24 protein-coding genes are annotated in these 26,668 nt (G+C 66.3%); 10 read left to right on the forward strand and 14 right to left on the reverse strand.

The window, feature by feature from the left end:
• The first annotated feature begins 3 nt into the window (after positions 1–3).
• A complete protein-coding gene (gene msrB, locus EGM87_RS15325; protein WP_137709646.1) occupies positions 4–477 on the forward strand; it encodes a peptide-methionine (R)-S-oxide reductase MsrB in 474 nt (157 codons plus the stop codon).
• On the opposite strand, the gene EGM87_RS15330 is transcribed toward msrB, so the two are convergent.
• The 10 genes from EGM87_RS15330 to ssb all read right to left on the reverse strand — a co-directional run bounded on the left by EGM87_RS15330 (position 435) and on the right by ssb (position 11,764).
• The gene (locus tag EGM87_RS15330) at positions 435–2,285 is read right to left on the reverse strand and encodes a hypothetical protein (RefSeq protein WP_137709645.1); all 1,851 of its coding nucleotides are present in this window, start codon (positions 2,283–2,285) and stop codon (positions 435–437) included. The two genes, msrB and EGM87_RS15330, sit on opposite strands and share 43 nt — an antisense overlap.
• Positions 2,263–2,682 carry a GtrA family protein gene (locus tag EGM87_RS15335; RefSeq protein WP_061940754.1) on the reverse strand — a complete coding sequence of 140 codons (420 nt, stop codon included), beginning with the start codon at positions 2,680–2,682 and terminating at the stop codon, positions 2,263–2,265. Before EGM87_RS15335 ends, EGM87_RS15330 begins: the two co-directional genes overlap by 23 nt.
• A 5-nt stretch (positions 2,683–2,687) precedes the next feature.
• Positions 2,688–4,214, reverse strand: a complete 1,527-nt coding sequence (locus EGM87_RS15340; protein WP_137709644.1) for an NAD(P)/FAD-dependent oxidoreductase — start codon at positions 4,212–4,214, stop codon at positions 2,688–2,690.
• A gap of 143 nt (positions 4,215–4,357) precedes the next feature.
• Positions 4,358–4,699, reverse strand: coding sequence for a UrcA family protein (locus tag EGM87_RS15345; protein WP_044661200.1), 342 nt, complete (start codon positions 4,697–4,699; stop codon positions 4,358–4,360).
• Between the two features lie 182 nt (positions 4,700–4,881).
• A complete protein-coding gene (gene purH / locus EGM87_RS15350) occupies positions 4,882–6,471 on the reverse strand; it encodes a bifunctional phosphoribosylaminoimidazolecarboxamide formyltransferase/IMP cyclohydrolase (RefSeq protein ID WP_048576386.1) in 1,590 nt (529 codons plus the stop codon).
• A 151-nt stretch (positions 6,472–6,622) separates the two neighbouring features.
• Complete coding sequence (locus tag EGM87_RS15355) at positions 6,623–8,389, reverse strand: heparinase II/III family protein (RefSeq protein WP_025548266.1); 1,767 nt, start codon at positions 8,387–8,389, stop codon at positions 6,623–6,625.
• The gene (rpe, locus tag EGM87_RS15360) at positions 8,386–9,048 is read right to left on the reverse strand and encodes a ribulose-phosphate 3-epimerase (protein WP_025548268.1); all 663 of its coding nucleotides are present in this window, start codon (positions 9,046–9,048) and stop codon (positions 8,386–8,388) included. The genes EGM87_RS15355 and rpe overlap by 4 nt, the downstream gene beginning before the upstream one ends.
• Positions 9,049–9,152: 104 nt before the next feature.
• On the reverse strand, positions 9,153–9,638 hold the full coding sequence (locus tag EGM87_RS15365) for a hypothetical protein (RefSeq protein ID WP_048576388.1): 486 nt from the start codon (positions 9,636–9,638) through the stop codon (positions 9,153–9,155).
• A 44-nt stretch (positions 9,639–9,682) separates the two neighbouring features.
• Positions 9,683–10,972, reverse strand: a complete 1,290-nt coding sequence (locus EGM87_RS15370; protein WP_137709643.1) for an RsmB/NOP family class I SAM-dependent RNA methyltransferase — start codon at positions 10,970–10,972, stop codon at positions 9,683–9,685.
• 219 nt (positions 10,973–11,191) lie between these two features.
• Positions 11,192–11,764: a single-stranded DNA-binding protein gene (ssb, locus tag EGM87_RS15375; RefSeq protein WP_137709642.1), complete on the reverse strand. Its 573-nt coding sequence runs from the start codon at positions 11,762–11,764 to the stop codon at positions 11,192–11,194.
• 416 nt (positions 11,765–12,180) lie between these two features.
• Between ssb and EGM87_RS15380 the strand changes: the two genes are divergently transcribed.
• From EGM87_RS15380 to ribH, 6 genes are all read left to right on the forward strand, one after another.
• Positions 12,181–12,873: an energy transducer TonB gene (locus tag EGM87_RS15380; protein WP_025548275.1), complete on the forward strand. Its 693-nt coding sequence runs from the start codon at positions 12,181–12,183 to the stop codon at positions 12,871–12,873.
• Between the two features lie 26 nt (positions 12,874–12,899).
• Entirely contained in the window at positions 12,900–13,427 is a 528-nt protein-coding gene (locus EGM87_RS15385; protein ID WP_044661207.1) for a hypothetical protein, read from the forward strand.
• Positions 13,428–13,447: 20 nt separating this feature from the next.
• Positions 13,448–14,437 carry a bifunctional diaminohydroxyphosphoribosylaminopyrimidine deaminase/5-amino-6-(5-phosphoribosylamino)uracil reductase RibD gene (gene ribD / locus EGM87_RS15390; RefSeq protein WP_262856980.1) on the forward strand — a complete coding sequence of 330 codons (990 nt, stop codon included), beginning with the start codon at positions 13,448–13,450 and terminating at the stop codon, positions 14,435–14,437.
• A gap of 62 nt (positions 14,438–14,499) precedes the next feature.
• The gene (locus EGM87_RS15395; RefSeq protein WP_137709641.1) at positions 14,500–15,114 is read left to right on the forward strand and encodes a riboflavin synthase; all 615 of its coding nucleotides are present in this window, start codon (positions 14,500–14,502) and stop codon (positions 15,112–15,114) included.
• 70 nt (positions 15,115–15,184) lie between these two features.
• Positions 15,185–16,468 carry a 3,4-dihydroxy-2-butanone-4-phosphate synthase gene (gene ribB, locus EGM87_RS15400; protein WP_137709640.1) on the forward strand — a complete coding sequence of 428 codons (1,284 nt, stop codon included), beginning with the start codon at positions 15,185–15,187 and terminating at the stop codon, positions 16,466–16,468.
• Positions 16,469–16,479: 11 nt separating this feature from the next.
• Positions 16,480–16,902, forward strand: coding sequence for a 6,7-dimethyl-8-ribityllumazine synthase (gene ribH, locus EGM87_RS15405; RefSeq protein ID WP_044661210.1), 423 nt, complete (start codon positions 16,480–16,482; stop codon positions 16,900–16,902).
• A gap of 163 nt (positions 16,903–17,065) precedes the next feature.
• On the opposite strand, the gene EGM87_RS15410 is transcribed toward ribH, so the two are convergent.
• Positions 17,066–18,148: an alkene reductase gene (locus tag EGM87_RS15410; protein WP_025548282.1), complete on the reverse strand. Its 1,083-nt coding sequence runs from the start codon at positions 18,146–18,148 to the stop codon at positions 17,066–17,068.
• Positions 18,149–18,335: 187 nt separating this feature from the next.
• On the opposite strand from EGM87_RS15410, the gene EGM87_RS15415 reads away from it, so the two are divergent.
• From EGM87_RS15415 to feoB, 3 genes are all read left to right on the forward strand, one after another.
• On the forward strand, positions 18,336–19,001 hold the full coding sequence (locus EGM87_RS15415; RefSeq protein ID WP_137709639.1) for a COQ9 family protein: 666 nt from the start codon (positions 18,336–18,338) through the stop codon (positions 18,999–19,001).
• Between the two features lie 88 nt (positions 19,002–19,089).
• Complete coding sequence (locus EGM87_RS15420; protein ID WP_025548285.1) at positions 19,090–19,347, forward strand: FeoA family protein; 258 nt, start codon at positions 19,090–19,092, stop codon at positions 19,345–19,347.
• The gene (feoB, locus tag EGM87_RS15425; protein WP_044661212.1) at positions 19,344–21,206 is read left to right on the forward strand and encodes a ferrous iron transporter B; all 1,863 of its coding nucleotides are present in this window, start codon (positions 19,344–19,346) and stop codon (positions 21,204–21,206) included. Before EGM87_RS15420 ends, feoB begins: the two co-directional genes overlap by 4 nt.
• A gap of 297 nt (positions 21,207–21,503) precedes the next feature.
• Here feoB and EGM87_RS15430 read toward each other — a convergent pair whose 3' ends face one another.
• The 3 genes from EGM87_RS15430 to EGM87_RS15440 all read right to left on the reverse strand — a co-directional run bounded on the left by EGM87_RS15430 (position 21,504) and on the right by EGM87_RS15440 (position 26,494).
• Positions 21,504–22,184: a DUF2490 domain-containing protein gene (locus EGM87_RS15430; protein ID WP_048576397.1), complete on the reverse strand. Its 681-nt coding sequence runs from the start codon at positions 22,182–22,184 to the stop codon at positions 21,504–21,506.
• Positions 22,185–22,341: 157 nt separating this feature from the next.
• Positions 22,342–24,264: an alpha/beta hydrolase family protein gene (locus EGM87_RS15435; RefSeq protein WP_171010017.1), complete on the reverse strand. Its 1,923-nt coding sequence runs from the start codon at positions 24,262–24,264 to the stop codon at positions 22,342–22,344.
• 106 nt (positions 24,265–24,370) lie between these two features.
• Positions 24,371–26,494, reverse strand: coding sequence for a sodium-translocating pyrophosphatase (locus tag EGM87_RS15440; protein WP_025548289.1), 2,124 nt, complete (start codon positions 26,492–26,494; stop codon positions 24,371–24,373).
• Positions 26,495–26,668: the final 174 nt, after the last annotated feature.

A 26,668-nucleotide genomic window follows, 5' to 3' on the forward strand; every position in this document is an offset into this window, starting at 1 on the left:
GCCATGAACCGGCGGCGCTTTCTGGGCATGGGCGGCTGTGCCGCGACGACGATCGTCCTCTGGCAGGCCGGGCTGGGCCGGGCCGCCGCCTATCCTTTCACGCTCGGCGATGCCGAATGGCGCAAGCGCCTGAGCCCGCCCGCCTATCAGGTGCTGCGCAAGCGATCGACCGAATATCCCTTCACCAGTCCCCTCAACAAGGAACATCGCACCGGTATCTTCGCCTGCGCCGGTTGTGGGCAACGGCTTTTCAGCTCGAAGACCAAGTTCGACAGCGGCACGGGCTGGCCCAGCTTCTGGGCGCCGCTGCCCCGCGCCGTCGGCACTTCGCGCGATTTCGAACTGGGCTATCCGCGAACGGAGGTGCATTGCGCCCGCTGCGGCGGCCATCTGGGCCATGTGTTCGATGACGGGCCGAAGCCCACCGGCAAGCGCTATTGCATGAACGGCGTTGCGCTGGCCTTCGTCGCCGGCTGAGCGATCACCTTGTAGATGCGGAGCGGCCCCTTGGTGGGAACCGGCTGCAGCCAGCGCGGCGGCCGGTTGCGCTTCAACGCCGCGGCCAGGCCCTTCGGGAAGTCGGCGCGATAATGTTTGATCTCGTTCATCTCGTTGCAGATCAGCAGATAATCCGCACCCCTGCCGCCATTCAGGCGCATGATGGTCGCAAAGGCCTTTTCGGGCGCTTCCGTGAAACCGTCGATGACCGCGGTGATGCCGGCGGCATTGCGGTGATGGGCCGTGCCGATCACGCTGTGCCCGGTTCGCACGAGGATGTCGGGCCCCAGATCGAGCGGCGCGAACAGGGTCGAGCGGGGCAGCGCCCGCAAGGGCGCCAGCAGCGCGGCCGTCCGGCAATTGACGGTTTCAGGCTGCTCCTTTTCCGCCGCGCCGCTCGTGATCAATATCCAGGCGCCGCACAGGCCCGCCGGGGTGAGCAATATGGCGACGCTCGCCGTCACCAGGATGCGCGCCACGGCCCTGCTCCAGCTCTGGATATGCTGAAAGATCGCCAGCAGCAGCCAGGCCGTGCCGGGCAGCGCCAGGACATGCGCCACCGACATGGCGCGCAGGACGAGGATCGCGACCGCCAGCGCTCCGGTCAGCAGCAGGGCAATGACGATCCAGCGGTCCCGCGCCTCCCTTTCCGTGGCGCGCCAGGCCGCGACGATCGTGCTGACCAGCCCCATGGCCGCCGGCAGCAGGATGATCCCCGCCATCAGAAGACCCTGTTCCCAGACCGGGCGGCCCTCCTTCACCTGGAGATACCATAAGCGATAGGCCACCGGACCGAGCGCCTTGAAGGGATCGCCGGAAAGGCAGGCTCCGCCGCTCAGCAGGAACACGCCGGCCGCCGTAACTCCTGCCGCCGCCGTCGCCATGAAGCGTCGCCGGACGCTGGTCGTGCCGATCAGGCGCAGGGCAAGCGGCATCGCCAGCGCAAAAGCCACGAGCGGCCAGATATAGGCTGCCGAAAGGCTGTCGCAATATCGGACCAGCGCCGCACCGGGGCCGCGCAGCAGCAGCAGGAGGAGGAGCGCGCCGCCGCCCAGCGTGGCGGCATAGGCGGCGATCCGCGCCGCATCCCGCCGGTCGAACCAGGTCCGCAGGGCGAAGGCGCCGGCGAACAGCGCGGCATAGGGCAGCGCCTCGCTGGAGATCTGAAGCCACACCGCCAGCGCAAGGCCGGCCGTGAAGCCGCCCCTCAGGCGACGGGCATCCAGTGCGCCGCACAGGGCCATGGCCGCCATCCAGATCTGCCACCCGTGATGGTCGATCCGGAACGGGGTGAACTGGACCAGGATGGTCGGCGTGGTCAGCAGCAGCGCAACCGCCAGCATCGGGACGAAGACGCCGCCGGCAGCGCGCCGCGCCGCCAGGAAGACCGTGCCCGTCAGCCCGCCCAGCAGCAGCAGCGGCACCAGCGCACAGGCGGCGACTTCGGCCCTTGCAGGCCCAAGCAGCGGTTGGAGCATCAGGATCAGCGCGGCGATCGGCATGTCGACGATGCGCGACCAGTGCATCGGTCCGCCCGCCGGCGGGTTTACCCGGTGCTGGCTGACGTCCCAGAAATCCTGGCCATGCAGCCAGTCGCGGACCTGTTGCAGCCGCATGGCGTCATCGGGATCGCGGAATTCGAGCGTGGTCAGCCCGTTGCGGAACAGCCAGAGCATGACCGCGCAGCACAGGGCCCAGAGCAGCAGGACCGCCACGCCGATCTGCCAACCGGCGATAGAGGCTGTCTTGGGAAGGGGGCCGCTGTCAGGCGCGGGCGAAGATGCCATATTTCCGGATCGCATAGACGGACAGGAAGCTCACCGGCACGGCCGCCAGCTTGGCCATGGCGGGCGGAAGCCCCAGGCTGCTCAGCCCGCCCACCAGCCCCATGGTGATCGCCATGCCGATCAGGGCGCTGAGGATGAAGGCGATCCGCTGTCCATGCGTCGCCGGCTGCTGCATGTCGAACACGAATTGCGTGCTGATCATCCAGTGCAGGACCAGTCCGCCCGAATAGCCGCCGAACGCAGCAATGGCAGGCGGCACGCCCAGCCGGTGGAACAGCATGAACAGAGCGAAATCGGCCGACAGCGCGCAGATGCTAGCCAGAAGATAGCGCGTGAAGGTGAAACGGCCGAAGACGGCGTTGAACGGCCCGGCCATGCTCCGCACCCAATGGGGCATGGGGGTCAGGCCGCCTTCAGACGATTGGGCACCAGCCTTTCGCTGGCGAGCGCGGCGCGCCGGCCGGCTGCGTCCTGCCCTTCCTCGCCCGCTTCGTGATATTCGGCATCCTCATTGACCGCCCAGATGTCGTAAAGCTGCTCGCCCGCCTCGATATTGCGGACCGTCAGCATCGCCGTCATCATCGCATGGTCCTGATTATTGTAGCGGTGCATGCCGTTGCGGCCGACCAGATGCAGCGTCGGATAAAGCCGCTGCAATTCGGTGCGCATCGCAAGGACATTGTCGGCATAGCCGTCATCATAGACCGGATAGGCCTTTTCCTGCCGCACCACCGCGCCGCCGACGACATCGGCGGGGTCGCACAGGCCCAGGGTCGCCATTTCCTTCTTCGCCAGTTCGATCAGATCGGCGTCGCTCGACGACCAGAGGCCATCGCCCTCGAAGCAGAAATATTCCAGGCCGACGCAGGCCAGATCGGGGTCCGGCACCATTTCGGGGGACCAGCTCCGAAAATTCTGGATGCGGCCGACCTGCACCTTCGGATCGTGGATATAGATCCAGTTGTCGGGGAAGATGTCCTCGCCCTTCACCATCAGCGCCACGGTCAGGAAATCGCGATATTTGAGGTCCATCGCCTGGCCCAGCGTCGCGGGCAGCGGACGGATGCGGCCGGCCAGCTCGCGCATCGGGGCGGAACTGATGACATGGCCGGCGGTGATGGCGACTTCGCCGTCCGGGCCGCGCGCCACCATGCGCCAGCCGCCGCTCGCCTGATCCTGCGACAATTGCTCCAGGCTGTGCGCCATCAGCACGCGGTTGCCCCGCGCGACCACGAAGTCGCGGGCCGCTTCCCACATCATGCCGGGGCCAAGGCGCGGATAGCGGAAGCTTTCCAGCAGCGTCTTGGTCGCCATGCCGTCATTGGGCTTTTTGTTGAGGCCCAGGGATCGCCTGAGGCCGTCGGTCACTGCGCCCCAGAGCGACAGGCCCTTGATGCGCTGCGCCGCCCAGTCCGCCGACATCTCGTCGCAGGGCATGCCCCACACCTTCTCCGTATAGGTCTTGAAGAAGATCGAGAACAGCTTGTCGCCGAAGGCGTTGACCGTCCAGTCCTGGAAGGAACGGACATCGCGATTGGGGAACAGCTTCGCCTTGGCGAAGCTCGCCATGCAGAGCGCCGATCGCCACAATCCCAGATTGCCGAGCGCTTCGAAGGCGCGCAGCGGATAGCTGTAGAATTTGCCTTCATAATAGATGCGGCTCATCCGCGGGCGCTGGATGAAGTCGTCGGGCAGTATCTCGTTCCAGAGGTCGACGACCTCCTTCGACTTGGAAAAGAACCGATGGCCGCCAATGTCGAAACGGAAGCCGTTCAGTTCCACCGTTCTGCTGATGCCGCCGACATAGACCGGGTCTTTTTCGATGACGCTGACCGAATAGCCCTTCTTGGTCAGCAGATAGGCGGCCGTCAACCCAGCCGGCCCCGCGCCAATGATGGCGACATCCACATGGTGGTCGTTCTGCGGCATCCAAGGCCCCCCGGTGAAATCCTTCGCCGGTTTAGGTGAAGGAAATCTTCTAAGGAGTAGTTAATAGCCGGTAACAATGCAAGATAAGGCAAGGCCGGCGGCCATGGTGAGCCGCCGGCCTCCACTCTTTTCAAAAGGGCGGATCAGCCCTGGCGCTGTGCCTGGATCAGCGTGTTGAGGTCCGTGCGAGCGCCGTCGAGCGCCTCGCCGAAACAGGCGCGATAGTCCGGCGTGGCGGGCAGGATCGATCCGTTCATCCAGCCGCAGACCTTCTTCGCCGCCTTGGTGATGCGGGAGTCGGCCACGCGGACGCCATGGGTGCTGGCAAGGTTCAGGTCAGCCATCGACACGGCGATGCTGCGGGTTTCCGTCCCGGTGCGGCCGTCGACCACCACGTCCATATCGTTGATGCCGGCAAAGGCATTTGCTGCGGGCAAGGCAAGGGTCATCGCGGCGGTCAGCGCCACCAACGTCTTTCTGGTCATCCTGTATCTCCTGTCGAACTCTTATCGGATCTGCCCAACGCCTGACGTGGGAGTAGGGTCCTCTTCTAAATAGGCTTCGCGAAGGCATATGAAAAGGGGCCACTTGGCAGAAAGTGGCTGAAAACCGCTATTTTTGCGGATGCGAAAGGATCGGCGCCCTTTCGCATCCGCATCAATCGCCCTTAGTGGCGGAAGTGGCGCATGCCGGTGAAGACCATCGCCAGACCCGCTTCGTCAGCAGCGGCGATCACTTCCTCGTCGCGGATGGAGCCGCCGGGCTGGATCACCGCCGTCGCACCCGCCTCGACCGCCGCCAGCAGGCCGTCGGCAAAGGGGAAGAAGGCGTCCGACGCAACCGCCGAACCGATGGTCCGGGCCTCCGCCCAGCCGGCCTTTTCCGCGGCATCCTTCGCCTTCCACGCGGCGATGCGCGCGGATTCCAGCCGGTTCATCTGTCCCGCGCCGATGCCGGCGGTGCTGTTGCCCTTGGCATAGACGATGGCGTTCGACTTCACATGCTTGGCGACGGTCCAGGCGAACAGGCAGTCGTTCAGCTCCTGCTCGGTAGGCGCGCGCTTCGTCACCACCTTCAGCTGATCGCGGCTGACGCGGCCATTGTCGCGGCCCTGCACCAGCAGACCGCCGGCAATGCTCTTGATCTGGAGGCCGGCACGGGCCGGATCGGGCAGGTCGCCGGTCAGCAGCAGGCGGAGGTTCTTCTTCCTGGCGAAGATCGCCTTGGCGTCCTCGTCCGCATCGGGGGCGGCGACGACTTCGGTGAAGATGCCGCTGATCGCCTCGGCGGTCGGACCGTCAAGCGGGCGGTTGACGGCGATGATGCCGCCGAATGCCGACACGCTGTCGCAGGCAAGCGCGGCTTCATAGGCTTCGATCAGCGTGGCGCCGGTGGCGACGCCGCAGGGATTGGCATGCTTGACGATCACCACGGTCGGCGGGCCGTCGCGGAACTCGCTGACCAGCTCCAGCGCGGCGTCGGCGTCGTTGTAATTATTGTAGCTGAGTTCCTTGCCCTGAATCTGCTTCGCCTGGGCGATACCGTTGGCCGACGGGCCGACGGGCAGGTAGAGGGCAGCCGACTGATGCGGGTTTTCGCCATAGCGCAGCGTCGAACCCAGCGTGCTGGAGACCGAGAGGCTTTCGGGGAACTGCACGCCCTGATCGGCAAAGGCGAACCAGCTTGCGATCATCGCATCGTAAGCGGCGGTGGCGGCATAGGCCTTGGCCGCGAGCATGCGGCGGAAGTCGTAGCTGGTTGCGCCGCCCTTCTCCTCCATTTCCGCGATCAGCCGGGCATAGTCGGCGGGGTCGGTGACGATGGCCACGCTTTCATGATTCTTCGCGGCGGAACGGACCATGGAGGGGCCGCCAATGTCGATATTCTCGATGATCTCCTCGCGCTCCGCACCCTTGGCGACGGTGGCGGCGAAGGGATAGAGGTTGACGACCACCAGATCGATCGCGCCGATGTCGTGCGCCTGCATGGAGGCGACATGATCGGGATTGTTCCGCACGGCGAGCAGGCCGCCATGGACCTTCGGATGCAGCGTCTTGACGCGGCCGTCCATCATTTCCGGGAAGCCGGTGAGGTCAGAGATGTCCTTGACCTCCAGACCCGCCTCGCGCAGCGCCTTGGCCGTGCCGCCGGTCGACACCAGCTCGACCCCATGCCTGCCCAGCGCCTGACCCAGTTCGATGAGGCCGGACTTGTCCGAAACGGAAAGAAGGGCGCGCTTGATGATGACGTCTGACATGGAGGTGCTTCCTGCTGCTGTTCGGGTGCCGCTCAGGCTTGCCGCAGGCCTCTAGAGCGATTCCGAGTGAAAGGGAACATTCGCCGTCCCGGAAATCGCGGCAATCGCCATGGGGCAAGCCGCCGGCCTCATTGCACGGGCCGCGAGGCGCTCAGCTCACCTTTTTCAGCAACCACCCCACGGTCGAGCCGCCCGGAAGGGCCTCGCTGGTGACAGCCAGCTGCTTTGTGCCATGGGGGCGGCCTTGGGCATCCACCCACAGGCTTTCCTCGATCGCCAGCTTCCCCGCATTGGCGCGGAACTGCCATGTCGCGCCGGTGTCGATGCGCAGCAGGGCGCCCATGCCGTCGGCGGTGGGCGTGGGCTCGACGCCGGGGGCGAGGTGGAATCGAAGCTGGACCGGCAGCTTCACTGGCTTGCGCCGCCGCACCGCGGGCGTCAGCATGTCCTCGCCACGGATTTCCTTGCCGTCCGCGCTCATCAGCAGCAGGCGGCGGTGGACATAGCCCATGCGCCGCACATAGCCGTCATGGCTGAGGTCGAGGCGGCTGCCGCTTTCCGTCTCCTGCCGGTTGATCTCCACCTCTGTCACGCCCTTGCCCAGCGTGCCGTCGGGCAGCAGGGCGGTGGAATTGCTGTCGTCCAGCACCAATGTGCTGTGCGCCGCGGTGGTGCGCAGCCCCTGCGCCAGATCGCGCGGCATCCACGCGCCCTCCAGCGCGGCGCCGCCGCAGTTGACGATCAGCCGTTGCTGCCCGTCGCTGATCTCGACCGCGCCGGTGGAGGCGCAGCCCGCATCGGCCAGTTGGGCGACGGGGGGCGGGGCGGCATCGACCTGCACCACGGTGCCCCCGGCGGCGAGCCGCTGATAGCCCCAGCCATTGGCCTGCCGCAGCGGACGGGCGCGCACGCGGCTGGCGCGGATGACGGCGTCGATCGTGGCGGGATCGATGGCGCCCGCGCCCTGCCAGTTGCCAAGCCCGCCATCGCCATGGGTGAGGCCGAGCAGCGCCGGCACGGCCTTGGCCAGTGCCTCCTTCAGCAAGGCAGGCGTCTGTTCGCGGCGCACTTCATAGACGGCGGCGACCATGGTCAGCAGCATGATCGCTTCCAGCTGGTCCAGCGGCGAGCGCGAGATGATGCCGCCGTCGCCATGGAGGCCGCTGTCGAGCGCGCGCTTGAGGCCGGCTTCTCCGAACAGCTTGCGCGCCGCGCCGCCCGGCAGCAGCATCGACGCCGCGACGATTCCGCCCCAGGCGACCAGGCGCGGCAGGCCGACCGGCGCCTTGTCCGCGCTGCGGTCCAGATGACGGGCGGTGCGGGCGATGCAGTTCAGCACCAGAGAGCGATAGACGAGGTCGCTCGATGAAAGGATCAGCGGCGCATGGGCCGACCAGAAGAGCAGGCGCCAGCCCGCATTGTCGGCGCGCCATGCGGGTTCGCTGGGCGTGTCGGCATGGGCGGCGAGCCATTTGCGCATCACGCCTTCGGCAATCGGCGCGGCCTGTTCGCGGGTGGCCACGGTGGCAAGGTCGCGCAGCCAGTGGAAGCCGTGCAGATAATCGGCAAAGCCCGCCGTCACGCCCGGATTGGCGAAATCCAGCCTGTCGAGAGGCAGTTTCAGGCCTCGGAACAGGAAATAGCCGGCGCGGATCGCCTGACCCGCATGGGCGTTGCCCGGGATTTCATCGTCGGGCACGGCAAGCAGCTTGAGCGGATATTTGCCCTTCAGCCGGCGGCCGTGGATCGGCGTCTTCCAGCTCAGCAGATAGAAGCGGTTGGCGATGCGCTGCGCCAGCGAAAGCCCCTTGTCATCCGCGATGCGGATGAGCCGCTTGCCCTGTTCGATCCCGTCCTCCGGGCCGGGTCCGGCCTCCTCGGGGGCGGAATGGGGGGAAGGGCGGCGGCGGTCGCTCACCCGCCGCGCAGCGTCCGGATGTTGTCGGCATAGGCGGACGGACCGCCCCGGAAGGTCGCGGTGCCCGCCACCAGAACGTCGGCGCCCGCCCCGATCGCCTGTGGCGCGGTGGCGAAGTCGATGCCGCCGTCCACCTGCAGACGAATGTCGCGGCCGGACTTCTCGATCATCTTCCGGATCGCCTCGATCTTGCGGAGCTGGTTGGCGATGAAGCTCTGTCCGCCGAAGCCCGGATTGACGCTCATCACCAGGATCAGGTCGACATCGTCGATCAGGTAATCCAGCATCTTGGCCGGGGTGCCGGGGTTCAGCACCACGCCCGCCTGCACGCCCAGCGACTTGATGTGCTGGATGGAGCGGTGGATATGCGGTCCGGCCTCCGGATGGACGGTCAATATGTCGGCGCCCGCCTCCGCAAAGGCGTTCAGATACTGGTCCACCGGGGAAATCATCAGGTGGACGTCGAAAGGCTTCTTCGTGTGCGGACGCAGCGCCTTCACCACGCCGGGACCAATGGTGATGTTGGGTACGAAATGGCCGTCCATCACGTCGATATGGATCCAGTCCGCACCCGCTTCGTCGATGGCGCGGACCTCCTCGCCCAGACGGGCGAAATCGGCGGACAGGATGGAGGGTGAGATCAGGATCGGGCTGGTCATTTGACCATCGGCCTTAGCCTTGGCCGCAAGTCAGGGCAACGCCCGATTAACGCTATCCACAGGCTTTTGGCGACAGGCGTCGGCGTGCGGACTCGCCCGGCCTGTCAGGACAGGATGAACAGCGTGGGATCAAGGCCGGTCGACGGCCTGGAACCCCTGGGCAGGAACTGCTTGACGCCGTGCAGCGCAACCACCTGATTTCGCTGGATGATGGGCGCGGCGATCAGGCGCATGGCGCATTCGCCGCCGTCCGCCGGGCGGATGTCGACATCCACCGTGAAGCCGCGCCTGTGGCGTATCGCATAGGCGCGCAACTGCTCCATCGCGGCACGGCTTTCGGGCGTGTAGAGCGACACCGCGAGCGGGCGGGGGACCGTCATCCCGCGTTCCAGCCCGAAAATGTCATAGACCCCGTCCGTCCAGTTCAGGCTGTCGTCGCTGAGGTCGCAATGCCACAGGCCCAGGCCGCGCTCCGCCAGCGCCCCATCGTCGCGGGCGATCCGGTCGTCCAGCATCACCGGCGCAAGATGGTCGCGCAACGCATAGAGCGGCCAGCTATGGTTCAGGGGAAGGGGCTCGGTCGGGCGCAAGGCAGGTCTTTCTGAATGCCGGATCGCACCATAGGGTTGCTTGGTTAAGGCTTAGTGGATCGTATCAGCCTTGCAACGAAAAAGCCGTCGGTTCCGCCCTGCGCGGCAAGGCTGTCCGGCAGGGTGCGGACCCATCCTTGCGCCGTCGGCACGATGCTGTCGGGCAGCTCGGCGGGCGTCGCGGGCAGCGGGCTGAAATCCGGCCGGGCGTCGATGAAGCGGGCGACCTGCTCCTCGCCCTCGGCCCGTTCGAGCGAGCAGGTGGCGTAGATCAGCGTGCCGCCCGGCTTCAGCCATGCCGCAGCGCGAGCCAGCAGTTCGGTCTGGAGTTCGGCCAGCTCCGCGATCTGGCGCGGGCCGATGCGGTGCAGCACGTCGGGATGCCGGCGGTAGATGCCGGTTGCGGTGCAGGGCGCGTCGAGCAGGATGGCGTCGGCCGCCCCATCGGGTTCCCATGCGCGCAGGTCGCCCTGCACGATGGCGGCGGAAAGGCCGGTCCGCGCCAGATTTTCGCCCAATCGTTCAAGGCGCTTCTTCGACTGGTCGACCGCCGTGACGCGCCACCCCGCGGCGGCAAGCTGCATCGTCTTGCCGCCGGGCGCGGCACAAAGGTCGAGGACGTGGCGTCCCTCGCCCAAGCCCAACAGGCGCGCGGGGGTGGAGGCGGCCAGATCCTGCACCCACCAGGCGCCTTCGCTGAAGCCGGGCAGGTCGGGGATCGCTGCACCTTCGGGCAGGCGGACATGCCCGGGGGCAAGGCTCCGGCCGTTGAGCGCTTCGGCCCAATGCGCGGTCCGGGCGGGATCGCGAAGGCTGATGTCGACCGGCGGACGCTGGCCATAGGCGTGCGCGGCGGCCTGCGGCATGGCGTCCCCCCATTGCGCGGCCCAGCGGCTGGCGGTCTCCGGGGGCAGGGTGGGGGGTGAGGGAAGCGCCGGATCGGCGCGGGTCAGCGTGCCGAAGACGCCGTGCACCAGCTTGCGCGGACCGCCATCCACCAGCGGCAGGGCGGTGGCGATGGCGGCGTGCGGCGCGGTGCCCAGCGCCAGCACCTGGATAAGGGCGATGCGCAGGACCATGCGCGCCTTGGCGTCGTGCGGCAGCGGCTGGCGCGTGGCGCTGTCGATCAGCGCGTCGAGATCGGGCAGGTGGCGCAGCGTCTCGGCAGCGATGGCGTGAACCAGCGCCCGGTCGGCGGGAGCAAGCCCCTGCGCCGCGCCATGCAGCGCCAGTTCAAGCGGATCGCCGCGCCGAAGCACGGCGTCGAGCAGGCGAAGCGCTGCGCGGCGGGCGGGGAGGCCGGGGACGTCCTCGGGGCGGAAAGGGCGGGGCATGGGAAGCGCCTAGGGCAAAATGCCGGGGAAAGTAAGTTTTGTTGGCGGCTGGCGCATATTTGCCGATCGCGGGATCAAGCGCCATGCTCGTTCCGATGCCGGCGCAGCAACGCGGTTCACCGGGCCGGCCATCGACCTTCGCCATCTTGCCCGACCACCAAAAGAAAAACGCCCCATCCTTCCGGGCGGGGCGCTCATCCTTCTTTCAGGAAAATGCCCTCAGAACGGCACTTCATCGTCCAGGTCATTGTCGAAATTGGGCCCGCCAGCGCCGCCGCGTCCGCCGCCGGAAGAGCGGCCGGAACCGCCGCCAAAGCCGCCGCCGCCGCCGAAATCGTCATAATCGCCGCCGCCAAAGCCGCTCGAACCGCCGCTCCAGTCGCCGCCGCCCTGCGAGCGGCCGCCACCGCCGAAGCCGCCTCCCTGACTGCCGCCGCCCGGCGCGCCGTCCAGCATGGTCAGCACCGCGCCCGGCCCCTGCAGCACCACTTCGGTGGTATAGCGGTCATTGCCCGACTGGTCCTGCCATTTGCGGGTGCGCAGCTGGCCTTCCAGATAGACTTTCGATCCCTTGCGCAGGAAGCGTTCCGCCACGCCCGCCAGCCCCTCGGAGAAGATGGCGACGCTGTGCCATTCGGTGCGTTCCTTGCGCTCGCCCGACATGCGGTCCTTCCAGCTTTCGGAGGTCGCGATCCGCAGGTTGCACACCTTGCCGCCATTCTGAAAGCTCTTCACCTCCGGGTCCGCGCCCAGATTGCCCACCAGAATAACCTTGTTGACCGAACCCGCCATGTTTCCTCCGAAGCGTTAGCAGGCCCTTATAGCGGGCTGTCTTGGAAGGTCCACAAATCAGTGCGCGATGATGCCCAGCAGCAGGCGCCCGACAGCAAGGCGAGCCGGGACGCCGCGATCCGGCACAGCCACAGGGGGTGCGACCGACGCCACAGTTTCAAGGAGAAATGAAGTCCTTGGCTTCGCCGCCTTCGGCTCGACAGGCTCAGGGCAAACGGGGGAAAGCGGTCTGTCTGCGCCCAATTCGTCTCCTCCCGCCAATGACTACAAGCTGGAGCGTTCTCGGGCAATTTGAGGCAGCACCTAGGGCTGTCACCATTGGAAATGGTCAAAAATTAATGTTGCAACATATCATGTAAATATGTTGTAACATGACATGTCGATCCGGGAAGGATCGCATGACAGGAGGGTGCGATATGCGACTGATGACGTTGCGGACAGCAGGTGGGCAGGCTCAGGTTTCCGGCTATAGCGGCGGCAACCGATCTTCCTTCGGCATAGGCGGGGCGATCGCCGTCCATGCGCTGGTGGTCGGGGCCTATCTGCTGATGCCCAAGGAAGTGGTCGATGTCTTCCGCGATCCACCGCCGCTGCTGACCTATCCGGTGGACGATACGCCGCCGCCCCCGGAACAGCAGCAGCCGGAAAACGACTCCAAACCCCTGCCCCGAACCAAATCCCACCCGACCGTGGTGGACAAGCCCGTCGTCCCGCCGCCGCCGACGGGCTTCACGACGAAGGCCGACGATGGCATGGCCGCCGGCGATTCCGGCACGGGCACGATCATGCCGCCCATAGTCCCGCCGACGCCCGAACCGGTGCTGGCCGATGCCACCATCGATCCCCGCGCGCTGGCCGCGTTCCAGCCCGACTATCCCGGTGCGATGATCCGGCAGGGGATGGAGGGCAAGGTGGTGGTCCGCGTCACCATCGGCCCCGACGGGCGCGTCACCGACATAGAGCGGCTGTCGGCGGCGGACGAGGCCTTCTGGATCGCCACCCAGCGCCATGCCCTGCGCAAATGGCGCTTCCGCCCGGCGACTCGGGATGGCGTGCCGATCAGTTCGACCAAGGTGCTGACCGTCCATTTCCGCCTGGCAGACGTCTGAAATCCAACAGGAAGGGGCCGGAAATCATGACGGACAGCAACAGCGCTTTTGCATCCGGCCCCGCCTTACCCTATATCGGCGCGATGGCGATCTTCCCCCGTCCGGTGTCTCCCAAGAGCGCGATGAGCGACCTGTGGAGCTATTTTCGTGAGAACCGGCCTCATAAATGGCCGCTGCTCGGCCTGTCCGTCGCGGTCACCTGGGTCATCATCTGGGCCTTCATCGTCGACGCCAACACCAACACCATGCCGACGCGCAACCAGATCTTCTATGTCCAGAGCTGGGACTCCAGCCGGTCCGACGCGGCGATCATCCTCCAGCAGAAGATCGACCTCGCCAAGCGGGAGGCGGCGATCGAGAAGAAGCAGAAGGAAATGCAGGGCGTGGCCGATATTTTCGGCATCGACTGGAAGAAGGACGAGGCCCGCAACACCGCCCGCCGCAAGGAAGCATTGAAGCAGATCAACGCCCAGCTCGACGCCCGGCTGGCCAAGGCCGAGGCTGCGGAGAAATCCGTCCCCGGAGCAGCCCAGAGCGGGGCGGCCCAGCCCTGAGCGCCCGATCCAAAAGCGTCTTGCCCCCCGCCGATCCCGCTCAGGACCGGCGCTTCATGGCCGCCGCCATCGCACTTTCCGAACGGGGACGCGGCCTTTCCACGCCCAATCCCAATGTCGGCTGCCTGATCGTGAAGGACCGGCATGTGGTCGGGCGCGGCTGGACGCAAAAGGGCGGCCGCCCCCATGCCGAGGCGCAGGCGCTTGAGGAGGCCATGGACCGCGCCCGCGGCGCCACCGCCTATGTGACGCTGGAGCCCTGTTTCCACCTTTCCCCGCGCGGTCCGCGCTGTGCCGACCTGATGGCGCGGGCAGGGGTTCGCCGCATCGTCATCGCCCTGCGCGATCCCGATCCGCGCACCGACGGGCAGGGCGCCGCCTGGCTGCGCAAGCGCGGCATCGTGGTCGAAATGGGGCTGATGGCGCAGGAAGCCACCGCCGCGATGCGGGGTTTCGTGCTGCGCCAGACATTGGGCCGCCCGGCCGTGACGCTCAAGCTGGGTCTGTCGCTCGACGGCCGGATCGCGCTGGCCGATGGGTCCAGCCGCTGGATCACCGGTCCGGACGCCCGTGCTCATGCCCATGTGGAACGGGCACGGCATGACGCCATATTGGTTGGCGGCGGCACGCTGCGCACCGACGCGCCCCGGCTGGATGTGCGCCTGGCCGGCCTGGAGGACCGCTCGCCCCGGCGCGTGCTGCTCAGCCATGGCGACGCGCCTGATGGGTGGGATAGCATTGCCGCGCCGGAAGACATCGCCACCCTGCCGCATGTCGACCATCTGCTGGTCGAGGGGGGCGCACAGACCGCCGCCGCCTTCCTGCGCGCCGATCTGGTCGACCGCCTGCTGCTCTATCGCGCGCCGATCCTGATCGGCGCCGGGCTTGCCGGGATGGGCGACATCGGCCTGACCGATCTGGCCGGCGCGCATGGCCGCTGGCGGCTCGACGACGAGCGGCGGCTGGGCGATGATCGGCTGGAGGTTTACCTCCGCAGCCGGAACGCCTAGATCACCCCGAAAGCCCCGCCCCTTCCGGGCGCGGCCAACGGAACACAAGCAAGGCGCTCCTCATGTTCACCGGCATCATCACCGACATCGGCACCATCCGCACCCATGAACAGCGCGGCGACCTGCGGCTGGCGATCGGCTGCGCCTATGACATGGAAACGGTCGCCATCGGCGCGTCCATCGCCTGTTCGGGCGCCTGCCTGACGGTGGTGGAGAAGGGCGCCGACTGGTTCGCGGTCGACCTGTCGGCCGAAACCGTCGCCCGCACGGCGCCGGGCCTGTGGGACCAGGGCGGCCGCCTCAACCTGGAACGCGCGCTCAAGGTCGGGGATGAGTTGGGCGGCCATATCGTCACTGGCCATGTCGACGGCATCGGCACTTTGGTGTCCGCCGCGCATGAGGGCGATTCGACCCGCCTTGTCATCGCCGCGCCCGCCGCGCTGGCCCCCGCTCTGGCGGCCAAGGGTTCGATCACCGTGGACGGCATTTCGCTGACCGTCAACACGGTGGAGGATCAGGCGGACGGCTCCGTCCATTTCGGCCTGAACATCATCCCGCACACGGCCGCCGCGACGACGCTGGACAGTCTGACGCCGGGGCGCGCCTTCAATCTGGAGATCGATGTGCTGGCGCGCTATCTCGACCGGATGCAGAGCCTTCGCTCTCGCTCAATGTGATTATTGCTTGCCATAATCACATCTTGATGTGATATGCCGCTCCATCCCGCCGTGGGAAGGAGTCTTCAGCATGTCGTCAGCCCTTATCAATACGGTCCGTTCGCTGGTTACGGAGGGCGGCATGTCGCGGTCCGGCCTTGCCCGCGCGGCGGGTCTCCATGCCAATTCCCTGCGCAAGCTGGGCGAGGCGGACTGGAATCCGACGGCGGAAACTCTGGGCAAGCTGGAAAGCTATCTCGCCAAGCGGGAGGGCGGCACCGCGCTCGCCTCTCCCGAGGAGATCATCAATGAGGCCCGCAACGGCCGCATGTTCATCCTGGTCGATGACGAGGACCGGGAAAATGAGGGCGACCTGGTCATTCCCGCGCAAATGGCGACGCCGGACGCGATCAACTTCATGGCCACCCATGGCCGCGGCCTCATCTGCCTGGCGTTGAGCAAGGAGCGGGTCGACCATCTGGGCCTGGGGCTGATGAGCCGCAACAACGGCACCCGCCACGAAACCGCCTTCACCGTGTCGATCGAGGCGCGCGAGGGCGTGACCACCGGCATCAGCGCCGCCGACCGCGCCCGCACCATCTCCGTCGCGATCGACGGGTCGAAGGGGCCCGAAGACATCGTGACGCCCGGTCATGTCTTCCCGCTGGTGGCGAAGGATGGCGGCGTGCTGGTCCGCACCGGCCATACCGAGGCGGCGGTGGACGTCGCCCGTCTGGCCGGGCTCAATCCGTCGGGCGTCATCTGCGAGGTGATGAAGGACGACGGCACCATGGCGCGGCTGGACGACCTCATCCCCTTCGCCCAGAAGCACAGGATGAAGATCGGCACGATCCGCGACCTGATCGCCTATCGCCGCCGGCATGACCATATGGTCGAACGCCGCGCCGAAACCGTCTTCAACAGCCAGTGGGGCGGCGACTGGAAGGCGATCAGCTTCTACAACAAGGCGACCCAGACCGAACAGCTCGTGCTGCAGAAGGGCCATGTCTCCCCCGACGAACCGACGCTGGTCCGCATGCACCAGCTCTCCCTGCTGGACGATGTCTATGGATCGACCGGGCCGCGCAACGGCCTGCTTGCCAAGTCGATGGAGATCATCGCCCGGCAGGGAGCCGGCATCGTCGTCGTCCTCGCCGCCCAGGCGCCGGGCGATTTCATGAGCCGCAGCCTGCGCCATCATGCGGGCCAGCCCGACTCCGGCATGGACGAATTGCGCGACTATGGCGTGGGCGCGCAGATTCTGGCCGAACTCGGCGTCCATGACATGATCCTGCTCAGCAACACGCACCACAGCCTGATCGCGCTTGACGGCTATGACCTGGCCGTGGTTGGGCAGCGGTCGATCGAGCTTTAAGGAACCTATCCATGGCAAAATTCCTGATCGTCGAAGCGCGCTTCTACGACCATCTCAACGACCTGCTGATCGAGGGCGCGGTCGCCGCGCTGGAGGATGAGGGGCATAAATATGAGGTGGTGACGGTTCCCGGCGCGCTGGAGATTCCCGGCGCGGTGGCGCTGGCGGCGGAGACCGGTCGTTATGACGGCTTCATCGCCATCGGCGTGGTGATCCGGGGCGAAACCTATCATTTCGAAGTCGTGTCGAACGAAAGCGCGCGCGGCCTGATGGCGCTCAGCATGGACGGCATCCCGATCGGCAACGGCATATTGACGGTCGAGAACGAAGCCCAGGCGCTGACCCGCGCCAGGCGGGACGAGAAGGACAAGGGCGGCGAGGCGGCGAAGGCGGCCATCGCCATGCTGGCGCTGCGGGAGAGATTCAGCGCCTGAGACGCCGGATTTAGGTGTGCAAAGGGGCTGCTGCCGGGCGGCCCCTTTCTTTATGCGGTTCGGGGTTGCGGCGGGCCAGGACGGGAGGCCGAAGTTGGCCGATCCCGCCCGCCTCCCTAAGGCGTGAAGGGGGGTGTCCACCTTTCACCCCCCAGACCTCTATTCAGGCCGCTTCCTCCAGCGCCGGATAGTCGACATAGCCTTCCTCGCCCTGGCTGTAGAAGGTCGCCATGTTCGCGCCATTGAGCGGCGCATTGATCCGCAGGCGCTTGGGCAGGTCCGGATTGGCCAGGAAAGCGCGCCCGAAGCTCACGCCGTCGGCCAGGCCGCTGTCCAGATCCCGCTGCGCCCGCTCCAGGTCGTAATCGCTGTTCAGGATCAGCGGCCCGGAAAAATGCCGGCGGATGACCGGCGACTGGCGCGGCACGTCGGTCCGGCCGAAGGACCCGTCCGGCCCCGGCTCCCGCAGTTCCAGGAAGGCGATGCCGATCTGCTGCAGCACGTCCGCGGCCGCCGCGAACAGGGCGGAAGGATTGCTGTCGTCGACGCCCTGCGTCTCGCCATTGGGGGACAGCCGCACCGACACGCGGTCCGCACCGATGGCGTCGGCCACCGCCTGCGTCACCTCCCGCAGCAGGCGCACGCGATTTTCGATCGAACCGCCATAAATATCGTCGCGATGGTTGCTGCCGTCGCGCAGGAACTGGTCGATCAGATAGCCGTTCGCGGCATGGATCTGCACACCGTCGAAACCGGCCGCGATGGCGTTTTTGGCAGCGCGGACATAATCCGCGATCACGCCCGGAATTTCGTCTATGGCCAAAGGCCGCGCCTGTTCATAGGGCTTCTTGCCCTCATAGGTGTGCGCGTCGCCCGGTCCTGCGGTGGCGCTGGCCGAGACGGGCTGCTCGCCGGTCACGCTGCTGTGCACCACGCGCCCCATATGCCAGAGTTGCGCGACGATCCGGCCGCCTGCCTCATGCACGGCCTCCGTCACCGGCCGCCACGCCTCAACCTGCTCTTCCGACCACAGCCCCGGCGCGAAGGGCCATCCCAGCCCCTGCCGCGAAATGCCCGTCGCCTCGCTGATGATGAGGCCGGCCGAAGCGCGCTGGCGATAATAGTCCGCCATGATCGGCGTCGGCACATGATCGCGGGTCGCGCGGCCGCGCGTGAGCGGCGCCATCAGCACGCGATTGGGGGCATGGATCGCCCCGAGCTGTACCGGTTCGAACAGATTCGCCATGAAATACTCCCTTTTCAAAGTTGCAGATTGCAACGGGACTTGCCTGCCAAAGCCAGCTAGGATGCCTAGGTAGCCGCTTCAAGACCCTGGCCGTCGCCATGCCGCCAAGTTTTGCTTTCCCCGCCTTCATCTCGGCTAATGCGTCCGCGCGCTTGTACGCCTGCGCGGCGGGGCGTAATAGCGGGCCATGACCCCGACGCATCAAGACATGACGCTCGACGAAGTGCGGGCCGCGCTCGCCCCGATCCTGCCCCGCCATGCCGCCTTCGACGGCTGGCGCCGGGAAGCGGTGGCCATGGCGGCGGAGCAGTGCGGCATCGATGCCGACATCGCCGCGCTGGCCTTTCCAGGGGGCGCGATGGACATGATCGATGCCTGGTTCGAAAGCATCGATGCGCGGATGCTGGAGGCGCTGCCGGCTGAGAAGCTGGCGGCCCTGTCGATCCGCCAGCGCATAACGCGGCTGGTGGAAAGCCGCCTGACCCTGCTCGCGCGCGACCGGGAAGCGCTGCGCCGGGCGCAGGCGGTCATGGCCATGCCCCGCAACGCGGCCCGCGCCGCCAAACTCGGCTGGCGCGCGGCGGACGTGATGTGGCGCGCCGCGGGCGACGAGTCGACGGACCTCAATCATTACAGCAAGCGCCTGACGCTGGCGGGGGTTTATGCCGCGACCCTGCTGGTCTTCGTCGATGATGAGAGCGATGACTGGGCGGAGACCCGCGCTTTCCTGGCGCGGCGGATCGAAGGCGTGATGCGCTTCGAGCGCGCCAAGGCCCAGTGGAAGGGCATTAGCGGCGGCGAACGGCTGAGCTTCGCCCGCTTCATCGGGCGGCTGCGCTACCCGGCCATATAATCTGCCGCGCCGCCGCACCGATTCGCGCTGGCCTTTTCCAATCGGTATTGATAGTCACTCGCAGAAGTAAATGACGAGTGCCTTACCCTTGCGCCTGACCGACCTGCCGCTGCGCCAACCCGCTTATGTGGACCTGATCGACTGGAACGCGCTGTCCGCGTCCGACGGGCAAAGGCTGCGTGAATTCGGCCTGTGCGAGGGCGCGAGCGTGGAAGCGCTGCACCATGGCGGGTTGCTGGGCCGCGGGCCGATCGCCTGCAAGGTCGGCCGCATGACCATCGCCATGCGCCGCAACCATGCCGCCGCCATCACGGTCCGCACCGGCCCCTCGGACAGCGACCTGTGACGAACCTGCCGCTGATCGCGCTGGTCGGCAATCCCAATGCCGGCAAGAGCGCCCTGTTCAACGCCCTGACCGGGGCGCGGCAGAAGCTGGGCAATTATCCCGGCGTCACCGTGGAGCGCAAGGCGGGCCGCTTTTCCCTGTCGGACGGCCGCCCGATCGAACTGGTCGACCTGCCCGGCACCTACAGCCTCAACCCCACCAGTCCCGACGAACAGGTGACGCGCGACGTCATATTGGGCAGGCAGGCGGGCGAGCGCCTGCCTGACGCGCTGGTCGTGGTGGTCGACGCGTCCAATCTCGACAATCACCTCCGCTTCGCGCTGGAACTGATCGCGCTTGGCCTGCCGACCATCGTGGCGCTCAACATGGTCGACCTCGCCACCCGCGACGGGCTGGAACTGGACGCCCATATCCTCTCCCGTGAACTGGGCGTGCCGGTGATCTCCACCGTGGCGGTGCGCAAGCGCGGCCTGGATCATCTGCGCGGCGAGCTTGAATCGATGCTCGACGGCAGCGCAGGCAAGGTCCGCGCTTCAGCCGAACAGCGCGATTTCGAAGGGCTGCGCCGGGAAGCGCGCCGGATTGCCCGCGCGGCCATCGTGCGCGAAACCCCCTCCCGCCGGCTGACCGCGGCTGTCGACCGGGTGGCGCTGCATCCCGTGGCGGGGCTGATCCTGCTGCTCGCGCTGCTCTTCATCATGTTCCAGGCGGTCTATGCCTGGTCCGCAGCGCCGATCGCCATGATCGAGGGCTTTGTCGCCAGCGCCAGCGACGCCGTGACGGCCGCGCTGCCCGATGGGCTGCTGCGTTCCTTCCTGGTCGACGGGGTGCTGAACGGCGTTGGATCTGTCATCGTGTTCCTGCCGCAGATCCTGATCCTCTTCTTCTTCATCCTGATGCTGGAGGCGACCGGCTATATGGTCCGCGCCGCCTTCCTGATGGACGGGCTGATGGCCAAGGTGGGCCTGTCTGGGCGGGCCTTCATCCCGCTGCTCTCCTCCTTCGCCTGCGCGGTGCCGGGGATCATGGCGACCCGCACCATCGCGGACCCGAAGGACCGGCTGACCACCATATTGATCGCGCCGCTGATGACCTGTTCGGCGCGGCTGCCGGTCTATGCGGTGATCATCGGCGCCTTCATCCCGGCCCGAACGGTGGCGCTCGGCATCGGCTTGCAGGGGCTGGTGCTGTTCTGCCTCTACATCTCCGGCATCGTCGGCGCGATGCTGGCCGCGCTGGTGCTGCGCCGCACCGTCACCAAGGGCGCGAGCGGCGGCTTCCTGATGGAGATGCCCAAATATCAATGGCCGCGCCCACAGGACATATTGCTTGGCCTTTGGCAGCGCGCGGTGATCTTCCTCAAGCGCGCGGGCACGATCATCTTCACCTCGACGGTGATCCTCTGGGTGCTGCTGAGCTTTCCCAAGGCGCCGGAAGATAGCGGCATCAGCCAGGTCAACTATTCGGTCGCGGGACGTGTCGCCAACGGGCTCAACCTGGTGCTCGCGCCGATCGGCTTCAACCGCGACATCTCGCTCGCGCTGATCCCGGCCATGGCGGCGCGCGAAGTGGCCGTGTCCGCGCTCGCCACCGTCTATTCGCTGGACGCCGACGAGGATGAAGCGAAGCTGGAACGCAGCCTGGGCGACCGGCTGAAGGACAATTGGCCGCTGCCGACCGCACTCGCCTTCCTCGCCTGGTTCGTCTTCGCGCCCCAATGCATCTCCACCATCGCGGTGACGCGACGCGAGACCAACGGCTGGAAATGGCCGCTGTTCATGATCGGCTATCTGTTCATCCTGGCCTATGTCGCGGCGGGCCTTACCTACTGGACGGCGACGGCGCTCGGCCTAGGGTAGAGCGCGCAGGTTGATATTGGGTGGAAAGTGGATGCTAAGCCCCACCCTCCCCTGAAGGCGAGGGGAAGTGCGAACGTACATAACTGGCCATTTGCTACGGTCAAATGCACCGTGTTCCTGAGAAGTCAGTGGCCGGATTCCGATGGGGTAAGGCACGAAGGTTGGGGACATATTGAGCCATTGGAGCCACGATGGCGACGAGGGAGAATGTTCGAGACTATGGTGCGGTCCTCAACCCTCGGCTTTTCCGGCTTTCCGCGCGGAAGATGCGGCTCGATCGCACCCCCGCGCCGCAGATCAGAAGGAAAAGTTCAGCGAGAAGGACGCGACATTGTCATTGCTGTCGTCGGCGTCCGGGCGGAAGCCGTGCTGGTGCAGATAGCCGATCTCCGCATTCACATTCTTCGCTACGGGGGTGGTGATGGCGATCAGGTTGCGCATCCGCTCCTCCCCCTGCACCCGCTGGAAATTGGTGGTGTTGAAGTCGATGAAGCTCTCATGGCTGAGGAGCAGCGCGGTCCTGCCGCCTTCCCTGAACGGCAGCACATATTTGACATAGGGACGCAGCCGCCAGGCGGTGCCGTCGATCCCCTCGCGCCAGCGCTCCTCCAGCCGGAGGCGCGCGCTGAGCTGGCCGGGTCCGATCTTCACGATATTGTCGAAGGTGACCTGCTGGCGCCCGCGATGCTCCATCACGGAAAAATGGCCCGCGTCATATTGCGGGTCATGGGTATAGCCCGCCCAGACCGTCACCTTCTTGCCGATCCTGTAGCCGACCAGCGAATTCATCTCGACCTCGTACAGCCCGTCGCGATCGTTGCTGAACCGGGCGACGACCTCTTGCGAAAAGCGCCAATGATCGCTCAGCTTCACCGTCGCGTTCGCCGTGGTCCAGAGCTGTTCGTCCTCGCTGGCATGCGCCACGGCCGGGACAGCCAGCAGGGCAAGCGCGGGCAGCAGCTTGTGGGTCAGTCGCATGAAGTCAATCTCCCCTCGCCATCGTGGCGGACGCGGGCGAACTATGACCGATGCGTTACATTCATGTGACTATCTCATTTCTAATTTATGACAATCTCGCCCGACGCCGAACCGTTCGGCCCGCTATAGTGCGCGGTTCGACGTCGCAGGCCCGGTTTCAGGCCGGATTATGGTCCTTCAAAAAGGCGTCGAGCCGTTGGAGGAATTCCAGCCGATCGGCCTGGCGGGAAAAGAAATGGTCGGCCAAAGGCTGTTCGACATAGATATAGTCGCGTCCGGCGACCTTGCCCGCCGCCTTCAGCTTCTCCGCCATTTCGCGCGACTGGTTCACCTGCACCCGCCGGTCCTTCCTGCCATGCATCAGCAGGATCGGCGTTGAGAATTGCGCGGCGAAATTGATCGGAGAAACGGCGGTGAAATCGGGGGCCTGCTCCTTCATCCAGTCCTTGCGCGAACCATGATTGAGGAAGCGGCGGTCATAGCGCATCATGGCCGAGAGGTCCGACACGCCGGCATAGGAGACCGCGCAGCGGTAGCGCGCGCCGTCGCGCTGTGCGCCGCGCATCGCCGCATAGCCGCCATAGGAGGCGCCGACGATGCAGACGCGCTTCGCGTCGGCAATCCCTTCCTTCACCGCCCAGTCGACCGCGTCGTTGAGGTCGTCCTGCATGGCAAGGCCCCACTGCCCCTCGCCCTTGTCCGCAAAGGCGGTGCCATAGCCGGAGGAGCCGCGATAATTGGGCTGCAGCACCGCATAGCCGCGATAGGCCAGGAACTGCACCCACCAGTCCCATTCCTCGCTGTCCCGTGCGAAGGGGCCGCCATGCGGCATCAGGATCAACGGCAGACCCTTGGGGTCCTTGCCCGCCGGCACGGTCAGCACCGCCGCGATCTCCAGCCCGTCGCGCGCCTTGTAACGGATCGTCCTGACCGGGGAGAGATGGACGCCGGGCCCGAAATTTTCGCTGATCTTCGACAGGATGCTCATCGCGCCGGCGGCGGTGTCGTAATAATAATAGGTGCCCGGCTGGTCCGCGCTGCCGACGTGAACGATCATGCGCTGATGATCCCGGCTGGTGGACACGATCCGGGCGCGGCGATGGGCGCCCACCGCCTTGTCGATGTCGGCCTGGATCTTCGCCAACCCCTCGTCGAACCAGTGCACCCCCGGTCCTTCGGCGGTATAGCGCACCCCGGCGAGGCCGGTGCCGGCGGTGTCGCGTTCGATCCCGTCTATGTCGAAGCCGGGCGCGGCGAAAATCTTCTTGCCCAGTTCCAGCCTTGTCAGGTCATATTCGTACAGCGCGTCAGTACCCTCATGATCGTCGCTGGCGATCGCCTTGCCCGGATCGGCCGTGAACAGCAGCGGCACGACCATGGATTCGTCGCGGCGGCGATTGGCCCGGTCGATCGTGCGGAAACCGGACCGGCCGTCGACGCGATAGAGCAGCTTCGACATGCGCGTGGCATCGTCATAGCCCACGCCCATGCGCACCGTGCCGGTCGCATCGGCATACCAGGACATGACATTCTGGCGCGACTGCACCATCGGGCGCATCTTGCCGGTGGCGACATCCACCTCGTCCACCTGCGGCCAGAAGCCGAGTTCACTGCCGAAGATGGACGATTGATAGGCGAGCAGGATGCGCGGCGTGCCATCGCGGGCGACCCAGATGACGTCATCGCCATTCTGCGCCGCCACATTCTTGGCCAGCAGGTTGATCTTCGACCCGTCGCGCTTGATGCTGACGACGCGGCTGATCGACCAGGGCATGCCCTGGACGTTGGTTTCGCTGCCTATGCCCGCGATCAGCCAGTCGTCATTGACCCAACGCCACCAGTTGAGATCGTTTTCCCCCAGTTGCAGGGTGCGGATACGGTTGGGCTCTTCGATGATGGAGGCGATCATCAGCAGCAGTTCGCCATTGCGCGACACCCTGGCGGCGAGGCGCATCCCATCGGGCGAGAGTTGCGGTTCCACCATCATCGGCAGTTCGGCAAAGGCCTCGATCGGCCATTCCTTGCGCGGTACAGGCGCCATTTGCGCACTGGCCGACACGCAAAGCTGCGCGAGCGCCATGCCCGCGACGACAGAAAGCCCCCTCAATCTTACCCCCATAATATAATGGCCCCGCCTTTCTATAGGGCGGAGCCATTTTGCTGTCTTTCCCTTTTTTAACGGGGCATTACGCGCCGTGCGCCAGGGCGGCCAGCAGCAGCAGGGCGACGATGTTGGTGATCTTGATCATCGGATTGACAGCGGGGCCAGCCGTGTCCTTGTAGGGATCGCCCACCGTATCGCCGGTCACGGCCGCCTTATGGGCTTCGCTGCCCTTGCCACCATGATGGCCGTCCTCGATATATTTCTTCGCATTGTCCCAGGCCCCGCCGCCGGAGGTCATGGACAGCGCGACGAACAGGCCGGAGACGATGACGCCCAGCAGCAACGCGCCCAGCGCCGCGAAGCCGTTGGGCGTGCCAGCCACCGCGGAGATCGCGAAATAGACGAAAATCGGCGCCAGCACCGGCAGCAGGCTGGGCACGATCATCTCCTTGATCGCGGCGCGGGTGACGAGGTCCACCGTACGGGCATAATCGGGACGCGAGGTGCCCTCCATGATCCCCTTGTTGGTGGCGAACTGGTCGCGCACGTCCTTGACCACGTCGCCCGCCGCGCGGCCCACCGCCGTCATGCCCATCGCGCCGAACAGATAGGGCAGCAGCGCGCCCAGCAGCAGGCCGACGATGACATAGGGGTTGGAGAGGCTGAAATCGACCGGCTCGGTAAGGCCGAGAGCCGAGTTGTAGAATTTCAGATCCTCCGTATAGGCGCCGAACAGCACCAGCGCGGCCAGGCCCGCCGATCCGATGGCATAGCCCTTCGTCACCGCCTTCGTGGTGTTGCCCACGGCGTCGAGCGCATCGGTCTTGACCCGCACGCTGTCGTCGAGATGCGACATTTCCGCGATGCCGCCCGCATTGTCGGTGACGGGGCCATAGGCATCCAGCGCCACCACCATCCCGGCAAGCGCCAGCATCGCGGTCGCGGCGAAGGCGATGCCGATCAGGCCCGCAAGCTGATAGGCGACGATGATGCCGACGACGATCACCAGCGTCGGCAGGGCCGTCGCCTCCAGACTGACGGCCAGCCCCTGGATGACGTTGGTGCCATGGCCGGTTTCCGACGCCCGGGCGATGCTGCGCACCGGGCGGTAGTTGGTGCCGGTATAATATTCGGTGATCCAGACGATCAGGCCCGTGACCGCGAGGCCGACCATCATCGCCCAGAACAGCGCCATACCGGTGTACCCCCCTGCGCCGTCCAGATCGGCGCCGAAACGGGCGTTGAGGTCGCCCAGCGCGAACTGCGTCACGGCATAGAGCGCCGGGATGGACAGGATCGCGGTGGTCCAGAACCCCTTGTAGAGCGCGCCCATGATCGACTGGCTCGCGCCCAGCCGCACCATATAGGTGCCGATGATCGAGGTGATGATGCATACCCCGCCGACGATCAGCGGCAGCGACATCAGGCGCATCAGGAAGGCGTTGTCGACGCCCGTCACCAGCAGCGCGGTCAGCACCATGGTCGCGCCGACCGTCACCACATAGGTTTCGAACAGGTCGGCCGCCATGCCCGCGCAGTCGCCGACATTGTCGCCGACATTGTCGGCGATGACGGCGGGGTTGCGGGGATCGTCCTCCGGAATGCCCGCTTCCACCTTGCCGACAAGGTCCGCGCCGACATCGGCCGCCTTGGTGAAGATGCCGCCGCCAAGCCGCGCGAAGATGGAAATGAGGCTGGCGCCGAAGGCCAGCGCAACGAGGGAGTCGATCACGATCCGGTCGTCGGGCGCATGGCCCGCGGGTCCGGTCAGATACCAGAAGAAGACGCTGATCGCGAGCAGGGCCAGCCCCGCCACCAGCATGCCGGTGATCGCGCCCGCCCGGAAGGCGACGGTCAACCCGCTTTGCAGCGTGCCGCGCGCGGCCTCGGCCGTGCGGACATTGGCGCGGACCGAGATGTTCATGCCGATGAAGCCCGCCGCCCCCGACAGGATCGCGCCGATCAGGAAGCCGACCGCCGATGTCACGCCAAGGAAGAAGAAGACCAGCGCCGCGACGACGACGCCGACCATGGCGATGGTCGTATATTGGCGGCCGAGATAGGCCTTCGCCCCCTCCTGAATCGCGCCCGCAATCTGTTGCATGGTTTCATTGCCGGCGGACGCCGCCAGCACCTGTCGACTGGTGATGAGGCCGTAGAGCACGGCCAGCAGGCCGCACCCTATGGCAATCGTGACAATCTGCATGGATGTTCCTCTCCCCCTGTTATGCCTGTCATCGGCCGCTCCGCAGGGAATGACGGGCGGGCGAAGGGCGTAAGGGCGGGCGGCCGGAACATGCGCTTCCGGCGTCGGGCACCGCGTCAATCAGCATCGTAGCTCACGCACATCATGCGGTCCTACCGGGCTGAGAAAGGTCGG

It is taken from the genome of Sphingobium sp. RSMS, assembly GCF_005406185.4.
GTDB lineage: Bacteria > Pseudomonadota > Alphaproteobacteria > Sphingomonadales > Sphingomonadaceae > Sphingobium > Sphingobium fuliginis.